Raw genomic sequence first — 15,432 nt, forward strand, 5'->3', positions numbered from 1 at the left:
GGCTTGTTAGCGGGTTGTTAGAGCTTTTCGCCAAAGTCGGCCGCGTTGGAACGGGTTCACCTACAGGGGGAAAGCACAGGTGGAGGAACACCTCGGCGACCGGCTCACATCCGTTGCCGCAGAACGCGTCTTCGCGCTCAACCACGCACAACGCAGGGTGCTCCGGAACTGGTCGGTGGAGGAACGCCCCGGCAAGGTCGTCGAGATCATCGTCGCGCCGCCCGGCGGGTGTTCCGCGGATGCCGCGCACACGGCACTGCATCGCTTGATCGCCGCGCACGAAGCGTTGCGCAGCAGGCTCGCACACGACTCGAACGGAACATTGGTGCAGCAGGTCGTGGACGCGACAACCGCGGCGCGAACCCTGGGCCACCACCACGAGGAGCTCGACGACTCTCTCGATCCGGGGGAGGTCGCCGCACGGCTGCGTCCGCACCCCGTCGATCCGGAGAAGGCAGCCTCCCACTGCACGCTGTACACCGTCCGTGGCCGCGTCCGCGTGGTCATGCTGTCGGTGTCGCACGTCTTCGCCGACGGCGTGAGCCAGCAGCTCCTGGTGCGCACGCTGGAAGCGCTGTTGACCGGAGTGATCACCGAGGTTCCCGCCGCGCTCCAGGCCGGCGCGTTCAGCGACGAGCGCGTCGCGGCGGTGCTGGAGGCGAACACCGCGCACTGGCGGAAGGTTCTCCTGCGGGCACCGCGAGCGTGCACGTACTCCGGCGGCGACCGAGGCCTGACGGAGGTCGTCAGGTCAGCCGGCGTGGTGGTGGAATCCGCGCTGCAGCAAGAGGTCCGGGCCGCGGCGGGCCGGTTGCGGACCAGTCCGTTCGTCATCTGGACGACCGCGGCGCAGTTGCTCACCTCGGCGTTGTGCGGCAGGCACGACCTCGTTTTCCGCTGCACCACGGCGAACCGCACCCGCGCCGCGGAGTTCGGTGTCGTCGCCCAGCTCGCACAGGCCGTCTACCCGCGGGTTGACGGAGGATCCGCGGACACCGTCGGGGAACGGGTCCGGCAGGTGCACACCGCTGTGCTCGCGGCGCAGCACCACGGTGTCCACGACGCGGCCGCACTCCTGGACTGGCTCGACTCGCCCGGCGTGCGCGCGGGTGCCGTCTTCAAACCCGCCTTCGAGATCAACCACGCGGCGGCGCTGCGCGCCGATCTCAGCACGTCGCTGGTGAGCACGACGCCGGTCGAGGAGGAGAGCAGCGTCCGGGTGGACCCGCCTGCCGCGAACGCGGACCTCGCCGTCTCGATCTGGGAGGAACAGACGGGTGCGGCGGTGGTCCTGTCCGCGAGGCCCCCGGCGTGGCGGCAGCGGGAACCGGCCCGGCTGCTGGCCGATCTGCTGGCGACGGCACGGCATCTCTGCCAGGCGCCGCAGGACAAGGTCACCGACGTGGCCGTGGAGCCGCTGCCCGCCGTCGCCGGGCTGCTGCACGGGCACCACAGCGGCGTCTCGCTCGACGTCGCCACCACGCGCGATCTTCTGCTGAGCCACCCGGCGGTCGTGGCGTGCGACTTCAGCCTGCACGTCGGTGACGCAGGACGACGCCTGCTGCGCGCCGAGGTCCGCCTCGACGTTCCAACGCCCGAACACCGGTTGCGGGAGTGGTACGCCGGCCGGCAGCGGCGTCTGTCCGGTGCGGTCGTCCCGGACGAGCTCGTTCTCATCGCCGCCGACGAACTCCGGCGGTTTTCAGGGCAGGGAGGACACCCAGCATGACGAAGTTGAACGTCCTGGTCACAGGGGCGTCGGGCTATCTCGGTTCGGTGCTGGTCACCGAGTTGGACAGGCGCGGCCACCGGGTGATCGGCATCGACAACGGGCTCGTCGCCCGGCCGAGCGCACCCCTCGTCAACGGCGAGCACCTCGACGCCGACCTGCGTGACGTGAGCGAGTGGGCGTCGGTGCTGGACGGTGTGGACGCCGTGATCCACCTGGCCGCGATCGTGGGTGATCCCGCCTGCGGCCTCGACGAGAACCTGACCTGGGAGACCAACTACCTGGGCACCGTGCGGCTCGCAGAGGCCTGCCGGCGGCACGGTGTGTCGAAGTTCGTGTTCGCTTCCACGTGCAGCAACTACGGCATGTCCGTCGAGGACGCCGTGGAGGCGGGCACGCCGTTGCACCCGCATTCGGTCTACGCGGAGAGCAAGGTCCACTCCGAACACCACCTGCTGGCCAACGCCGACGGCGAGTTCAGCCCGCGGATCCTGCGCCTGTCCACTTTGTACGGTGTGTCGTCGCGGATGCGCTTCGACCTCGCGGTCAACGTGATGACCGCGCACGCCGTGCGGGACAGGAGGATCACGGTGTTCGGCGGCGAGCAGTGGCGCCCGTTCCTGCACATCGCCGATGCGGCGGACGCGTTGATCCGGGCGGCGGAGCTCGACCGGGTCGACGGGATGCGGATCTGGAACTGCGGGTCGGAGGAGCAGACCTACCCGATCGCCGAGCTGGCCAGGATGATCGCCGGGGTCGTGCCCGGCACCGAGGTGCACGTCGAGACGGACTCCGCGGACCTGCGCAACTACCGGGTCAACTTCAGCCGGATGCGCACCACCCTCGCCTTCACCCCGCGTCGTGACCTCGTCGACGCCGTGCGGTCGATCGCGGACAGGCTGCTCGCGGGTCAGTGGGCCGACCCGGCCGCGGCCGAGTACGTGAACGTCGAGCTGGTGCGCACCGCCCTGCGCGACGCCCACCCGGCCGCCGGGACCACGGGCGGTCACCGCTGGCCGCAGCTCAGCTTCGACGCGGCGTGAACCGCCGCCACCCACCCACACCCACGTCGAGGAGCGTGAGCTGGTGAGCAATCCCTTCGAAGACCCCGAGGGCAAGTTCGTCGTCCTGGTGAACGACGAGGACCAGCACTCGCTGTGGCCCGCGTTCGCCGCCGTGCCGCGGGGCTGGCGGCAGGTGCTGCCGGAGACCAGGCGGAGCGTGGCGCTGGAGTTCATCACGCAGAGCTGGCCCGACATCCGGCCCGCCGGTGTCCGAACGAGCGGAGCGCCGTCGTGAAGGTGCTGATCGAGCGGTTCGAGCAGACGGCGGCCGCGTGGCCGGACAAGCTCGCGGTCCTGGACGGGCCGGAGGAGCTGTCCTACGGGGAACTGGACCGCCGGGCGGACGGGCTGGCCGCTCGCCTGGCCGGGCGCGGCATCCGCGCGGGTGACCTGGTCGCCATCGCACTGCCGCGGTCGGCGGCGCAGTTCGTGGCGATGTTCGCGGTGGTGAAGGCGGGCGCGGCGTTCCTCCCGCTGGACCTCGACCACCCGGCCCTGCGGCTGGCGCAGATGGTTCGGGACGCCGCGCCGAGGTGCGTCATCACCTCGGCCGCGGCCGGTGCCGCCGACTGGCTGGCGAGCGTGCCGCGCGTGGACGTCGACGAGATCGGCGAGGCGAACGCGGAGCCACCGCGGCAGGCGGGCGAGGTGAGCCTCGACCACCCGGCGTACGTCCTGTACACCTCCGGCTCCACCGGCGAACCGAAGGGCGTGATCACCTCCCAGCGCGCACTGGCCAACCGCCTGAGCTGGATGCAGGAGCGCTACCCGCTCGCGGAGACGGACCGGGTCGTGCTGAAGACCCCCTGCGGGTTCGACGTGTCGATCTGGGAGTACCTGTGGGCGCTCAACGCTCGCGCCGCGGTGGTGGTCTGCAAGCCAGGCGGGCATCGCGATCCCGGGTACCTGGCCCGGCTGATGGCCGACAGCCGGGTGACCGTCGCGCACTTCGTCCCGTCGATGCTCAGGGTCTTCGTCGACCGGGGCGGGTTCGCCGGCCTGACGGCGCTGCGGCGGGTGTTCTGCAGCGGGGAGGTGTTGCCCGCCGATCTGGTCAAACGCCTGCGTGCGGACACGGACGTGCCGGTGCACAACCTGTACGGCCCGACCGAGGCGGCCATCGACGTCACGGCGTTCGACTGCCCCGGCGAACCGCCTGGCGCGGTGGTGCCGATCGGGACCGCGGTGCCGGGGTGCCGCACCTACGTGCTGGACGACCGGCTCGGCCACGTCACGGGGGAGTCCGAGGGCGAGCTGTACCTGGCGGGCGTTCAACTCGCGCACGGCTACCTCGGGCGGCCGGACCTCACCGCGGAGCGCTTCGTCGCCGACCCCTTCGGCGGGCCCGGTGAGCGCATGTACCGGACCGGCGACCTGGTCCGGCGGGACGGCGACGGCCTGCTCGTGTTCGTCGGCCGCGTCGACGGGCAGGTCAAGATCCGCGGCCAGCGGATCGAGCTCGGGGAGATCGAGAACACGCTGGAGGCCTGTCCCGGTGTGGCCCAGGCCGCCGTGGCGGTCGCGGACACCCCGGCGGCGGGACCGCGTCTGGTGGCCTGCTGGGTCGCGGAGTCCTGCGCTGCGCTCGTGGATCAGGACCTGCGGGCGCACCTGGCCGAACGGCTGCCAGAGGCCATGGTGCCGGCGGTCTTCGTCCAGCTGGACGCCCTGCCGGTCACGGCGAGCGGCAAGCTGGACCGGCGGGCGGTGGCGGAGTCGGCGGCGGCGGTGGGAGACGTCGCCGGCTCCGCGCCGCAGGGCCCGGTCGAGAACGCGGTGGCGTCGATCTGGTCGTCGTTGCTCGGGGTCGACCGGGTCGGCGCGACCGACAACTTCTTCGCGCTGGGCGGTCACTCCCTGCTGGTCCCGGAGCTCGTCGACCAGGTGTGGCGGGAGCTCGGTGTCGACCTGCCGATCGCCGTGCTGTTCGAGGCCCCGACCGTGGCGGAGTTCGCCAGGGCGATCGAGGGCAGCGACCCGTGAGGGCAGATGTGATGTCCGAACCGGGTGACGCGGGCGTGCCGAACGACGACTTCGTGGTGCTGTCACCGGAGGTGTGCGTTCTGCTCGACGGCGTCACCCCGCAGGCCGACGACGACGGGTGCGCTCACGGCGTCGGATGGTTCGTCCGGACGCTCGGTTCGGCGCTCATGCGGAGGCTGTCCGGCAGCCCCGGCGCGCCACTGGGCGACTGCGTGGCCGCGGCCATCACCGAGACGGCTCGCGAGCACCGGCGCGACGGCGGGCGGTGCGACCTCGGCAACCGGGCGACGCCGCAAGCGACCTTGCTGGTGGTGAGGTGCGGGCCCACCTCCGTCGACTACTTCGTCCTGGGCGACGTGACGCTGCTCGTGGACCGGCCCGCGGGTCTGCTCGTCATCACCGACGACCGCGGTGAGCGGCTCGCCCAGGAGTTCCTGCACCGCTACGGCCACCTGCCCGCCGGGTCGGGCGAGGCGCGCGAAGCCTGGGACCGCTACCGCGCCCTGCGCAACGCGCCAGGCGGGTACTGGACGGCGGCGGCGGACCCGCACGCGGCCCGCCAAGGGGTGACGGGTGCGGTGGCGAGGGACTCGGCCCGCGGCCTGCTGGCCATGACCGACGGCGCCACGCGGTACGCCGACCTGTTCGGACTGACCGACTGGGCGGGCGTTCATCGACTTGTGACGGAGCACGGCGTCGACGAGCTGATCACCAGGCTGCGCACGCACGAGCGGGCCCACCCGGAACCCGGCCGGCGCCGCACGAAGATCAGCGACGACGCGACCGTCGTGCGGATCCAGCTGTAGCCACCTCGACGACGGAAGCGGGAACCATGGCGGAACTGCACGACCTCACCGCGCTCGAACAGGCCGCGGCCGTCCGCACGGGGGAGGTGGGCGTGGTCGAGCTCGTCGACCACTGCCTGCAACGGATCCGGCAGCACAACCCGGCGCTCGGTGCGTTCGTCACCGTGACCGCCGACCTGGCGCGCGGCCAGGCCGTGGCCGCCGAGGCGCTGTTGCGCCACGGCGGGCAGTTCCCGCCTCTCTTCGGGGTACCGACCGCGATCAAGGACCTGAACAACGTGGCGGGCGTGCCCATGTCGTCGGGGTCCCGTGCGGTCGCGGGCGTCGTGTCCGAGCACGACGACCACGTGGTGACGCTGCTGCGGGACGCCGGAACCATCAGCCTCGGCAAGACCAACGTCCCCGAGTTCGGCGTGCCGTTCTACACCGAGAGCGGGGTCGCGCCACCCGCACGCACTCCGTGGAACCTGACCTGCTCGGCGGGAGGCTCCAGCGGTGGCGCGGCGGCCGCCGTGGCCGCGGGCCTGGTGCCGATCGCGCAGGGCAACGACGGCGGAGGCTCCATCCGGGTGCCGGGCAGCGTGTGCGGCGTCGTGGGCCTCAAGGCGTCGCGCGGCAGGATCGCCAACGGTCCTGGTGGCGGCGAGACGACAGGAATGGTGGCCAACGGCCCGATCGCGCGGACCGTCGCGGACGCCGCCGCGATGCTGGACGCGATGGCCGTGCCGATGCCGGGCGAACTGTTCACCGCACCACCGCTGCCGCCGGGGGAGACCTACCTCGGCCATGCCCGCCGGCCACCGGGCAAGCTCCGCATCGGCAGGTACCGCACCCCTGCCGACCCGGCCCTGCCCGTCCACGAGGAGTGCCTGACGGCGTGGGACGACGCCACCGCGCTGCTCACCGGGCTCGGGCACGAGGTCGAGGACGTCGAGTCGCCGTTCCCGGCGGAGATCGTGCACCACTTCGAGACGGTCCTCTGCGTCGGCCCGGCCGCCCTCGCGCTCGACGATCGGCAGACCGCCGAGCTGACGCCGCTCACGCGGTGGTTGCGAGAGCGGGGGACGGAGGTCTCGGCCGTCGAGTTCGTCACCTCGTTGCGGGCGCTGCGGAAGCTGGCGCGCACAGCGGTGGTCCGGGCCGGCGGCTACGACGCGTTGCTCACCCCGACGCTGGCCCAGCCGCCGCGGCCGGTCGGCTGGTTCACCTCGGCCGGCGACCCGGCGGCGAACCTGCGACGCCAGATCGAGTTCTCCCCGTTCACCTTCCCCCACAACGTGTCCGGACAGCCCGCGATCACCCTGCCGCTGCGGTGGACGGCACAGGGCCTGCCGATCGGCGTGATGCTGGCCGGTCGCCCGGCGGCCGAGCACGTGCTGGTCGCGCTGGCCGCGCAACTGGAGTCGGCCCGGCCGTGGCGTGACCGCCACCCGCCGATCTGGACGCAATCCCCGCTGCACACCCAAGGAGGCCCGCGGTGACCCTCGACCTGACCTCGGCGCAGCTGGAGATCTGGCTCGCCCAGCAGCTGAACCCGGACAGTCCTCAGTACAACCTCGCCGACTACCACGAGATCCGCGGGCCGCTGGTGCCGGAGCTGCTCGAACGAGCCGCACGGCAGGCCGCGGCCGAAGCCGACACGGTGAACATGCGGTTCGTGACCGACCTGGACGGTGTGCCGCGCCAGACGCGCTGCACCGCGCCCTGGGTGTTCCACCACGTCGACCTCACCGAGGCGGCTGATCCGCGAGCGGAAGCCGACCGGTGGATGGCGGACGACCTGAGCCGGACGTTCGACCTGCGGCACGGCCCGCTGCAGACCAGTGCGCTGCTGACGCTCTCGCGGGACCACCACCTCTGGTACCGCCGCTACCACCACATCGTGGTGGACGCGTTCTCCGGTCACTTCATCGGCCGCCGCATCGCGGAGGTCTACACCGCCCTGGTGCGCGGCGAGCCGATCGGCGACACACCGTTCGCTCCGGTGCAACGGGCGCTGGAGGACGACCGGCGGTACGCCATCGGCGGCCGTGCCGCCGACGACGAACACTGGCGGGCCCGGCTCGCGAACTGGCCGGAATGCACCCGGTTCCGCTCGGCGGCCACGACGCTGCCCCCCGTCCGGCGTGCTCATCGCCTGCCGGAAGCTGCGGTGGCCGTGCTGCGCCGGCACGGCACACCGTTCGGGCTGTCCGTGCCGCAGCTGCTCACCACGGCGGTGGCGGCGTACCAGCACGCGGTGACCGGAGCGGACGACATCGGGCTGAGCTTCGTGCTGTCGGCCCGCGCCACCACGGCGTTGCGCGCGGTCACCGCACCCATGTCGAACATCCTGCCGGTCCGGCTGACGGTGAACGCCGGGACCACGATTCTCGGGCTCGCCGAGCAGGTGCGCACTGAGACGTCCCAGGCACAACGCCGCCACCGCTACCGCGACAGCCACCGGCACCTGGCGTCCGGGGGAGCACGACCCCACTTCGGCTCGATGGTGAACGTTCTCCGGTTCGACGCCGGCTTCTCCTTCGACGGGCACCGGTCCGTCGGCAGGAACCTCGCCCTGGGACCGATCGAGGGGCTGGCGTTCTCGTTCGACGACAGGATGGACGGCAACGGCATCGAGGTGGAGCTGAGCGCCAACCCCGTCGTGCACAGCGAGGAGGAGGTCGCCACGCACCTCAGGCGGTTCCTGAGGTGGCTCGCGGTGCTGCCCTCGATCACCCCCGACACCCCGGTCGGCGAAGCCGACGTGTTCGGTGACGGCGAGCGGGCGGCCGCGTTGGCCGAGCTGTGCCAGGGCCCGATCCGCCCGGTGACACCGCGCCGCGTGCACGACCTGATCTCGGACCAGACCGCCCGCACCCCTTGCGCGATCGCGGTCAGCCACGGCGAACGCACGATGACCTACCGCGAGCTGGACCGGGCCTCCGACGGGATGGCCGTGCTGCTGCGACGACGCGGAGTCCGCGCCGGGGACCTGGTCGCCGTGGCCATGCACCGGGAGCCCGAACTGCTCGTCGCGCTGCTCGGGATCTGGAAGGCCGGAGCCGCCTACCTGCCGGTGGACGTGGACCTCCCGGCCGAACGGATCCGGCAGGTTCTGACCGACTCGGGAGTCGCGGTCGCGGTGACCGGGGACGGTGTGCCCACGCCGGTTTCCGAGGCGTTGCGGGGTGTTCCGGAGCTGCTCCTGCTCGATCCGGGTGTCGTGGACGCGCTTCCGGCCTTCTCCGGTGAGCTGCTCGGGTCGTCCGCGAGCCCGGCAGACCTCGCCTACGTCATCTACACCTCGGGGTCCACCGGCCGTCCGAAGGGCGTCGCCGTGGAACACCGGTCCGTGTGCGCGTACCTCGACTACGCGACGACCGCCTACCCCGGCACTCGCGGCACCGCCACCGCGCACTCGCCGGTCGGGTTCGACCTGACCGTCACCGCGCTGCTCGCCCCGCTGACCTGCGGTGGCCGCGTGCACCTGGGAGCGCTGGACGAGCCGCGGCCCGCACCGGAGTTCCTCAAGATCACACCGGCGCACCTGACCCTGCTCACCGAGCTGCCGGCGTCCGCGTCACCCACGCGGGATCTGGTGATCGGCGGCGAGCAACTGCTCGGCGCGGCTCTGAAGTCGTGGCGCGACGGCAACCCGGACGCCGTGGTCACGAACGAGTACGGACCGACCGAGGCCACTGTCGGCTGCTGCACCTTCCAGCTGAGGCCGGGCGACCCGGTGCCCGACGGCGCGCTGCCGGTCGGCAGGCCGATTCCCTCCACCCGGCTCTACGTGCTCGACGCCAGGCTGCGCGTCCTGCCGGCGGGCTGCGTCGGCGAGCTGTACATCGCGGGCGCCGGTCTCGCACGGGGCTACCTCGGGCGGCCCGCCGAAACCGCGCACCGCTTCGTCGCCGACCCCTTCGGACCCGACGGCAGCCGGATGTACCGGACCGGTGACCTCGCGGTGTTCCGGCTGGACGGCGAGCTGGAGTTCCTGGGGCGGGCCGACGGTCAGGTGAAGGTGCGCGGCCACCGGATCGAACTGTCCGAGGTGGACGCCGTGCTGACCGCGCACCCGGCTGTCCGGCAAGCCGCCACGACCGTCGACTCGTCGGGCGAGCCGCGCCTCGTCGGCTACCTGGTTCCCGTCGGCGAGGACCTTCCGGATCTGGACGACGTCACCGCCCACGTGGCCCGCTCACTGCCGCGCTACATGGTTCCCGCGGTCCTGGTCGTCGTCGACGCCCTGCCGCTCACCCCCAACGGCAAGCTGGACCGCCGTGCGCTGCCGGCACCGCACTCCTCCGCACCGGCCGCCGGTTCCGCTGGTCGCTCGGTGCCGGAACAGCTGCTCTGCGAGTTCATGGCCGAACTGCTCGACGTGCCGCGGGTGCGCCCGGACGACGATCTCATCGCGCTCGGCGGCTCCTCGCTCACCGCGCAGCTGCTGGTGTACCGCGTGCGGACGGTCCTCGGTCTCACGATCTCGCTCGGGGACGTGCTGCGGTGCGGTACGGCGGCGAAGCTGGCCCGGCGGCTCAGTCCCGCCACCGACCTGCCGGCGCTGCGGCCGAGACCACGCCCGGCCGGTCCAGAGGTGTCGCACGCGCAACACCGGCTCTGGTACCTGACGCGGCTGCACGGGCTGAACGCTGCGTACAACCTCGCGGACGCACACAGAGTGAGCGGGCCGCTCGACCGCGCCGCACTGGGCCTCGCGCTGGGGGACCTGACCCGTCGGCACGAGGTGCTGCGCACCGCCTTCACCGGCCGCGCGCGACCCGAACCGCTGGTGCTCGACCCGGTGGAGCGGTGGCCGGTGGAGGAGGTCGAGTCCACGGAAGACAGCGTTGCCGAGGACATCGCCCGTGCCGCTGCCCAGCCGTTCCGCCTCGACGCCGACGCACCGTTCCGCGCCACGCTGTTCCGGCTCGGGCCGGACGACCACGTGCTGCTCCTGGCCCTGCACCACATCGCGGGCGACGGCTGGTCCTACCGGCCACTGCACCGCGAGCTCGCGCAGGCCTACGCCGCCAGGACCGCGGGCCGCACCCCGGACTGGAGTCCTCTGGCGGTCGACTACGGCGACTACGCGGTGTGGCAGCGGGAGGTCCTCGACGCCGGGCTGGCGGAGCGGCAGGCGGACTACTGGGCCACCGCACTGGCGGGTGCGCCCGACCAGCTCTCGCTGCCGGCCGATCGCCGCCGCCCGGACGTCCCGTCACAGCTCGGCGGATACGTCCCGGTCACGTTCACGCGTGAGCAGCGCGCCGGGCTGACGGCGCTGGCGCGGCAGACGAACACCACGCTGTTCATGGTGCTCCAGGCGGGGCTGGGAATCGCGCTGCGCCGGCTGGGCGCCGGTGACGACATCCCGATCGGCACCCCGGTTTCCGGGCGGCCGGACGGGGTGACCGCGGATCTGGTCGGCTGCTTCGTCAACACGGTCGTGCTGCGCACCCGTGTCGACGGCTCCGCGTCGGTGCGCGACCTCCTGGCGTCCGTCCGAGAGGTGGACCTCGCTGCCTTCGCTCACCAAGACCTGCCGTTCGACCGGGTGGTGGCCGCTGTCGGACCGCGACGGTCCGCCGCGCGCAACCCGTTGTTCCAGGTGATGCTCACGTTCGACGGCGCACCGGCCGCACCGCTCGAGCTGGCCGGCACCGACGTGGCACCGCTGCGGATCGAGGCACGACCGGCGAAGTTCGACCTGACCCTCGACCTCACCGACGCCGGTGGCGTGATCACCGGCGTCCTCGACTACGCGACCGATCTGTTCGACGCGGACACGGCCGAGCGGATCGCCTCGTGCGTGACACAGGTGCTCGACGGGATGGCCGCCGCGCCGGAACTGCCCGTCGACCGGATCGCCGCGAGCCCGGAGCTGGTCGCGTGAGCCTGGTGTTGCACGCCGAGACGGACCGTGCCCGCTGGCTGGAGGCCTGGCGCGCGCTGCCCACGCGGGAACCGTTCGCCCACCCCGACTTCGTCGCGATGTTCGCGGCGAGGGGAGTGCGTCCGCTGGCCGCCGTGGACTCGGGGGCGATCTTCCCGTTCCTGCTCAGGGACCTGGAGGCGGAGCACTGGACCGAGCCGGGCGAGAACCGGCGCGACGTGGCAGTGCCCTACGGCTACGGCGGGGCGTTCGTCACCGGGCCGGGAGTCGACCCCGATCTCTTCTGGAAGAGGTTCGACAGCTGGGCGCACGACCACCGCGTGGTGTGCGCCGACGCCCGGATCTTCTTGCAGCGTGACGAGGTGCTGCCGATGAGCGGCTGGTCCGAGCAGCCCGCGTGTGACAGCGCCGTGGTCGACCTGGCTCGTTACCGCGCGCTCCGCGACCAGTCGTTCAGCAGCAGCGTCCGGCGCAACATCCGCCAGGCCGGGCGAGCAGGGCTGACCGTGGCGGTCGAGCACGACGAGGCGGCGTGGCAGGCGTTCCGGGAGATCTACCGCGCCACGATGGATCGGCGGCGGGCCACCGGGAGCTACTACTTCACCGATGCGTTCTTCGTCCGGCTGCACGGTCTGCTGGGCAACTTGGCGAGGCTGTTCGTGGTGCGCGACGCCTCCGGTGAACCACTGTCCGGCGAGGTGGTCCTGCTCGGTACCACCAGGGCCTACTCCTATCTCGCCGGCTCCACCGGCCCGGGCAGGCGCTCGCACGCGAACGAGCTCTGCAAGGGGGCTGTCTGCGACTGGCTGGTCCGCGGCCCCTGGCAGGAGTTCGTCCTGGGAGGCGGCAACCGGCCCGACGACGCGCTGCTGGAGTACAAGCTCCGGTTCGCGCCAGGGGGCCGCCGGTCCTACTCGACCGGTTCCAAGGTCTACGACGAGGCCGCCTACGCCGAGCTCGTCCGGCTTCGCCACGCCTTTCACGAGCGGGAGCGGCTCGAGGCGCACGTGCCGCGCCGCTTTCCCGCCTACCGCTGACAACCCCGCAGAAGGAGCCACCACCGTGCCAGACCTCCCCGCCATCCTGGGCGGCGTCCCCGTCCGTTCCCGCGAGCTGCCGATCACCAGGGCCACGGTGTCCGCCGACGCGCGGCTGCACGCCGATCTCGCGGAGATCGTGGCCTCCGGATCGCTGACCAACGGCCGCCACGTCAGCGCTTTCGAACGCGAGGCGGCCGCGTTCCTCGGCGTCGAGCACGCGGTGGCCACGTCAAGCTGCACCAGCGGACTCATGCTCGTGCTGCGGTGTCTCGGCCTGCGCGGCGAGGTCGTCCTGCCCTCGTTCACCTTCATGGCCAGCGCGCACGCCGTGGCGTGGAACGGGCTCGCCCCGGTGTTCGTGGACATCGATCCCGACACCTTCACCCTCGACCCGGCCGCCGTGGCAGCCGCGATGGGCGAGCGCACGGCGGCGATCATGGCCGTGCACACGTTCGGTGCTCCCTGCGACATGGAGGCGTTGTCCGCTCTGGCCTCCTCGCGCGGTGTTCCGCTCGTCGCCGACGCGGCGCACGGCTTCGGCGGCGCCTACCCGGACAGCACGATGATCGGGTCGAAGGGACTCGCCGAGGTGTTCAGCCTCAGCCCGACCAAGCTGCTCACCGCCGGAGAGGGCGGCCTGGTGACGACCGACGACGACGAGCTCGCACGGGAGCTGCGGATCGGGCGTGAGTACGCCAACCCCGGCGACTACGACAGCCGGTTCGCCGGCCTGAGCGCGCGGCTGCCGGAGATGTCCGCGGCCCTGGCCCGGCACAACCTGCCGCACGTGCCGGCCAGGGTGATCCGGCGGCGCGAGCTGGCAGAGCGTTACCTGAAGGGGCTCGCAGGTGTCGGCGGGGTCGGGTTCCAGCGGATTCCCGGCCGCAGCCGCAGCACCTACAAGGACTTCTGCGTGACCATCGACGAGCAGGCGTTCGGGGTGGATCGCGACGGGCTCGTGAAGGCGTTGCACAGCGAGAACATCTCCACGCGCACCTACTTCGACCCGCCCGTGCACCGTCAGCGCGCCTACCGGTCGGATGCCGTCCTGCCCCGCACCGACTCGCTCGCGTCCCGGATCGTCGCTCTTCCGCTGTCCTCGCACCTCGACGACGAGTCGGTGGACGAGGTCTGCTCGGCGATCCGCCGCGTCCACGCGCACGGCCCGGCGGTCGCCGCCCTGACCGCGTGATGCGCACGTCCGCCCGCGGCAACGCGCTGAGATGGGCAGCCGCGTACGCCTCGTCCGTCACCGGCGACAGCGTGTTCTTCCTGGCACTGTCGTGGACGGCGGCACGTGCCGGAGGACCAGAGGCCGTCGGGATCGTCACCGCGGCCGGCGCACTGCCGCGGGCCGTGCTGCTGCTCGGTGGTGGTGTGCTGGCCGACCGCCTAGGCGCACACCGCGTGGCGATCGGCATGGACATGAGCCGCGGTGTCCTCGTCCTCGCCGCCGCCGCGATCATGACGATCACGGCCCCGCAACTGTGGCTGCTGGTGCCGCTGGCTTTCGTCTTCGGTGTGCTCGACGCCCTCTACCTGCCTGCGGTCAGCGCGTTGCCCGCCCTGATCACCACTCCGGACGGGCTCGATCGCATCCAGGGACTGCGCGGACTGGCACTGCGCGCGGGCAACCTGGCCGGGCCGTTGGTGGGCGGCATTGCCCTGGCGCACAACGGCGAGGCAGCAGCGTTCGGTGGTGCCGGGGCGCTGTTCCTGGTGTCGTTGGCGCTGTTGCTGGTCGTGCGCACGCACCCTCGGGTGGTGACCCGGCCGGAGAGGTCGCACTGGCGCGACCTCCGCGCCGGCGTTCGCTATCTGCGCGGACATCGCGTGCTCGCACCGCTCACGCTCGTGATCGGGATCAGCGAGCTGAGCTTCGCCGGCCCGCTGGTGATCGGCGTGGTGCTGCTGGTGGAGCAACGAGGCTGGGGGCCCACCGGCATGGGGTGGATCGTCGGCGGGTTCGCCGCCGGAGGAGGGCTGGCCGCGCTGGCCTTGGCCGCGGGCTTGCGCCCACCCCGACCAGGACTGGTCATGCCCGCGTTGCTGACCGCCGGCGGCATCGCGATCATCGGCATGGTGTGCGTGGCAGACCTCGTGACCGTGACAGCGCTGGCGGCCGCCGTCGGAGCGGTGGTCGGCGTCGCGAGCACTCTCGCCGCCACTCTCGGTCAAGCCCACTGCGACCCGGCCTACCTGGGCCGGACGGCGTCGGTGCTGGCACTGGCCACCGTCGGCCTCACACCGTTGCTCTACCCGTTGACCGGCGCGGCCGCGGCCGCACTGGGTGTCACCGCGGTGTTCGTCGGCTGCGGCACGCTGGTCCTGACCGCGGCGTTCACCGCTTTCAGCTCCGCCGCCCTGCGTGGCGCCGAGCTGGACCACGAGGAGAGTTCACGATGATCGACTACATCGCGAAGCTGCGCGCACTCGTCGGAACCATGCCGCTGCTCCTCCCCGGCACCTCGGTCCTGGTGAGCGACGAGGAAGGCAGGCTGCTCCTGGTGAGGCGCGCGGAGTGCGGGACCTGGGGCCTCCCGGGCGGCTTCATGGAACCGGGGGAGACGCTCGCGGAGACGGGCGTCCGCGAGGTCCGCGAGGAGACCGGTCTGGAAGTGGGTTCGATGGCGTTGCTCGACGTGTTCTCGGGCCCGGAGTACTTCGCCGTGTGTCCGAACGGAGACGAGGTGCACAACGTGACCGCGGCCTACACGGCGGTGGTGTCCAGCGGCGAGCTGCACATCGACCAGGTGGAGGTGAGCACGGCGGAGTTCTTCCCGCTCGATTCGCTGCCCGAGGACTTGTTCGTGCCCGAGAGGCCGATCATCGAACGCTACTTGGCGGACTCGGCTCGACAGAGGGCTGGAACTCACCTTGCGGCCACCCGTGCCAGGCCCGCCAGGTAGGTCGTCACGACAAGCCGGGT

The 15,432-nt window shown here is 72.1% G+C and carries 11 protein-coding genes; all 11 read left to right on the plus strand.

Annotated elements, in window-relative coordinates; translation table 11 throughout:
• The first annotated feature begins 79 nt into the window (after positions 1-79).
• From BBK82_RS35370 to BBK82_RS35420, 11 genes are read left to right on the plus strand one after another with little or no spacing between them, the layout of a single operon-like run.
• A complete protein-coding gene (locus tag BBK82_RS35370; protein ID WP_065918846.1) occupies positions 80-1,729 on the plus strand; it encodes a condensation domain-containing protein in 1,650 nt (549 codons plus the stop codon).
• Positions 1,726-2,772: an NAD-dependent epimerase/dehydratase family protein gene (locus BBK82_RS35375; protein ID WP_065918847.1), complete on the plus strand. Its 1,047-nt coding sequence runs from the start codon at positions 1,726-1,728 to the stop codon at positions 2,770-2,772. The genes BBK82_RS35370 and BBK82_RS35375 overlap by 4 nt, the downstream gene beginning before the upstream one ends.
• A 43-nt stretch (positions 2,773-2,815) precedes the next feature.
• Positions 2,816-3,028 (plus strand): MbtH family protein, encoded by a 213-nt coding sequence (locus BBK82_RS35380; RefSeq protein ID WP_065918848.1) that lies wholly within the window; start codon positions 2,816-2,818, stop codon positions 3,026-3,028.
• Positions 3,025-4,776, plus strand: a complete 1,752-nt coding sequence (locus BBK82_RS35385) for an amino acid adenylation domain-containing protein (protein WP_065918849.1) — start codon at positions 3,025-3,027, stop codon at positions 4,774-4,776. Before BBK82_RS35380 ends, BBK82_RS35385 begins: the two co-directional genes overlap by 4 nt.
• Positions 4,773-5,582, plus strand: coding sequence for a protein phosphatase 2C domain-containing protein (locus BBK82_RS35390; protein ID WP_154697677.1), 810 nt, complete (start codon positions 4,773-4,775; stop codon positions 5,580-5,582). The genes BBK82_RS35385 and BBK82_RS35390 overlap by 4 nt, the downstream gene beginning before the upstream one ends.
• 26 nt (positions 5,583-5,608) lie before the next feature.
• On the plus strand, positions 5,609-7,063 hold the full coding sequence (locus BBK82_RS35395) for an amidase (RefSeq protein WP_065918851.1): 1,455 nt from the start codon (positions 5,609-5,611) through the stop codon (positions 7,061-7,063).
• A complete protein-coding gene (locus BBK82_RS35400; protein WP_065918852.1) occupies positions 7,060-11,463 on the plus strand; it encodes a non-ribosomal peptide synthetase in 4,404 nt (1,467 codons plus the stop codon). Before BBK82_RS35395 ends, BBK82_RS35400 begins: the two co-directional genes overlap by 4 nt.
• Positions 11,460-12,500, plus strand: coding sequence for a GNAT family N-acetyltransferase (locus BBK82_RS35405; RefSeq protein WP_065918853.1), 1,041 nt, complete (start codon positions 11,460-11,462; stop codon positions 12,498-12,500). Before BBK82_RS35400 ends, BBK82_RS35405 begins: the two co-directional genes overlap by 4 nt.
• 25 nt (positions 12,501-12,525) lie before the next feature.
• Entirely contained in the window at positions 12,526-13,695 is a 1,170-nt protein-coding gene (locus BBK82_RS35410) for a DegT/DnrJ/EryC1/StrS family aminotransferase (protein WP_065918854.1), read from the plus strand.
• A complete protein-coding gene (locus BBK82_RS35415) occupies positions 13,695-14,909 on the plus strand; it encodes an MFS transporter (RefSeq protein WP_065921598.1) in 1,215 nt (404 codons plus the stop codon). Before BBK82_RS35410 ends, BBK82_RS35415 begins: the two co-directional genes overlap by 1 nt.
• A complete protein-coding gene (locus BBK82_RS35420; protein ID WP_218920443.1) occupies positions 14,906-15,412 on the plus strand; it encodes an NUDIX hydrolase in 507 nt (168 codons plus the stop codon). The genes BBK82_RS35415 and BBK82_RS35420 overlap by 4 nt, the downstream gene beginning before the upstream one ends.
• Positions 15,413-15,432 lie beyond the last annotated feature (20 nt).

Source organism: Lentzea guizhouensis (genome assembly GCF_001701025.1).
Classification (GTDB): Bacteria; Actinomycetota; Actinomycetes; order Mycobacteriales; family Pseudonocardiaceae; genus Lentzea; species Lentzea guizhouensis.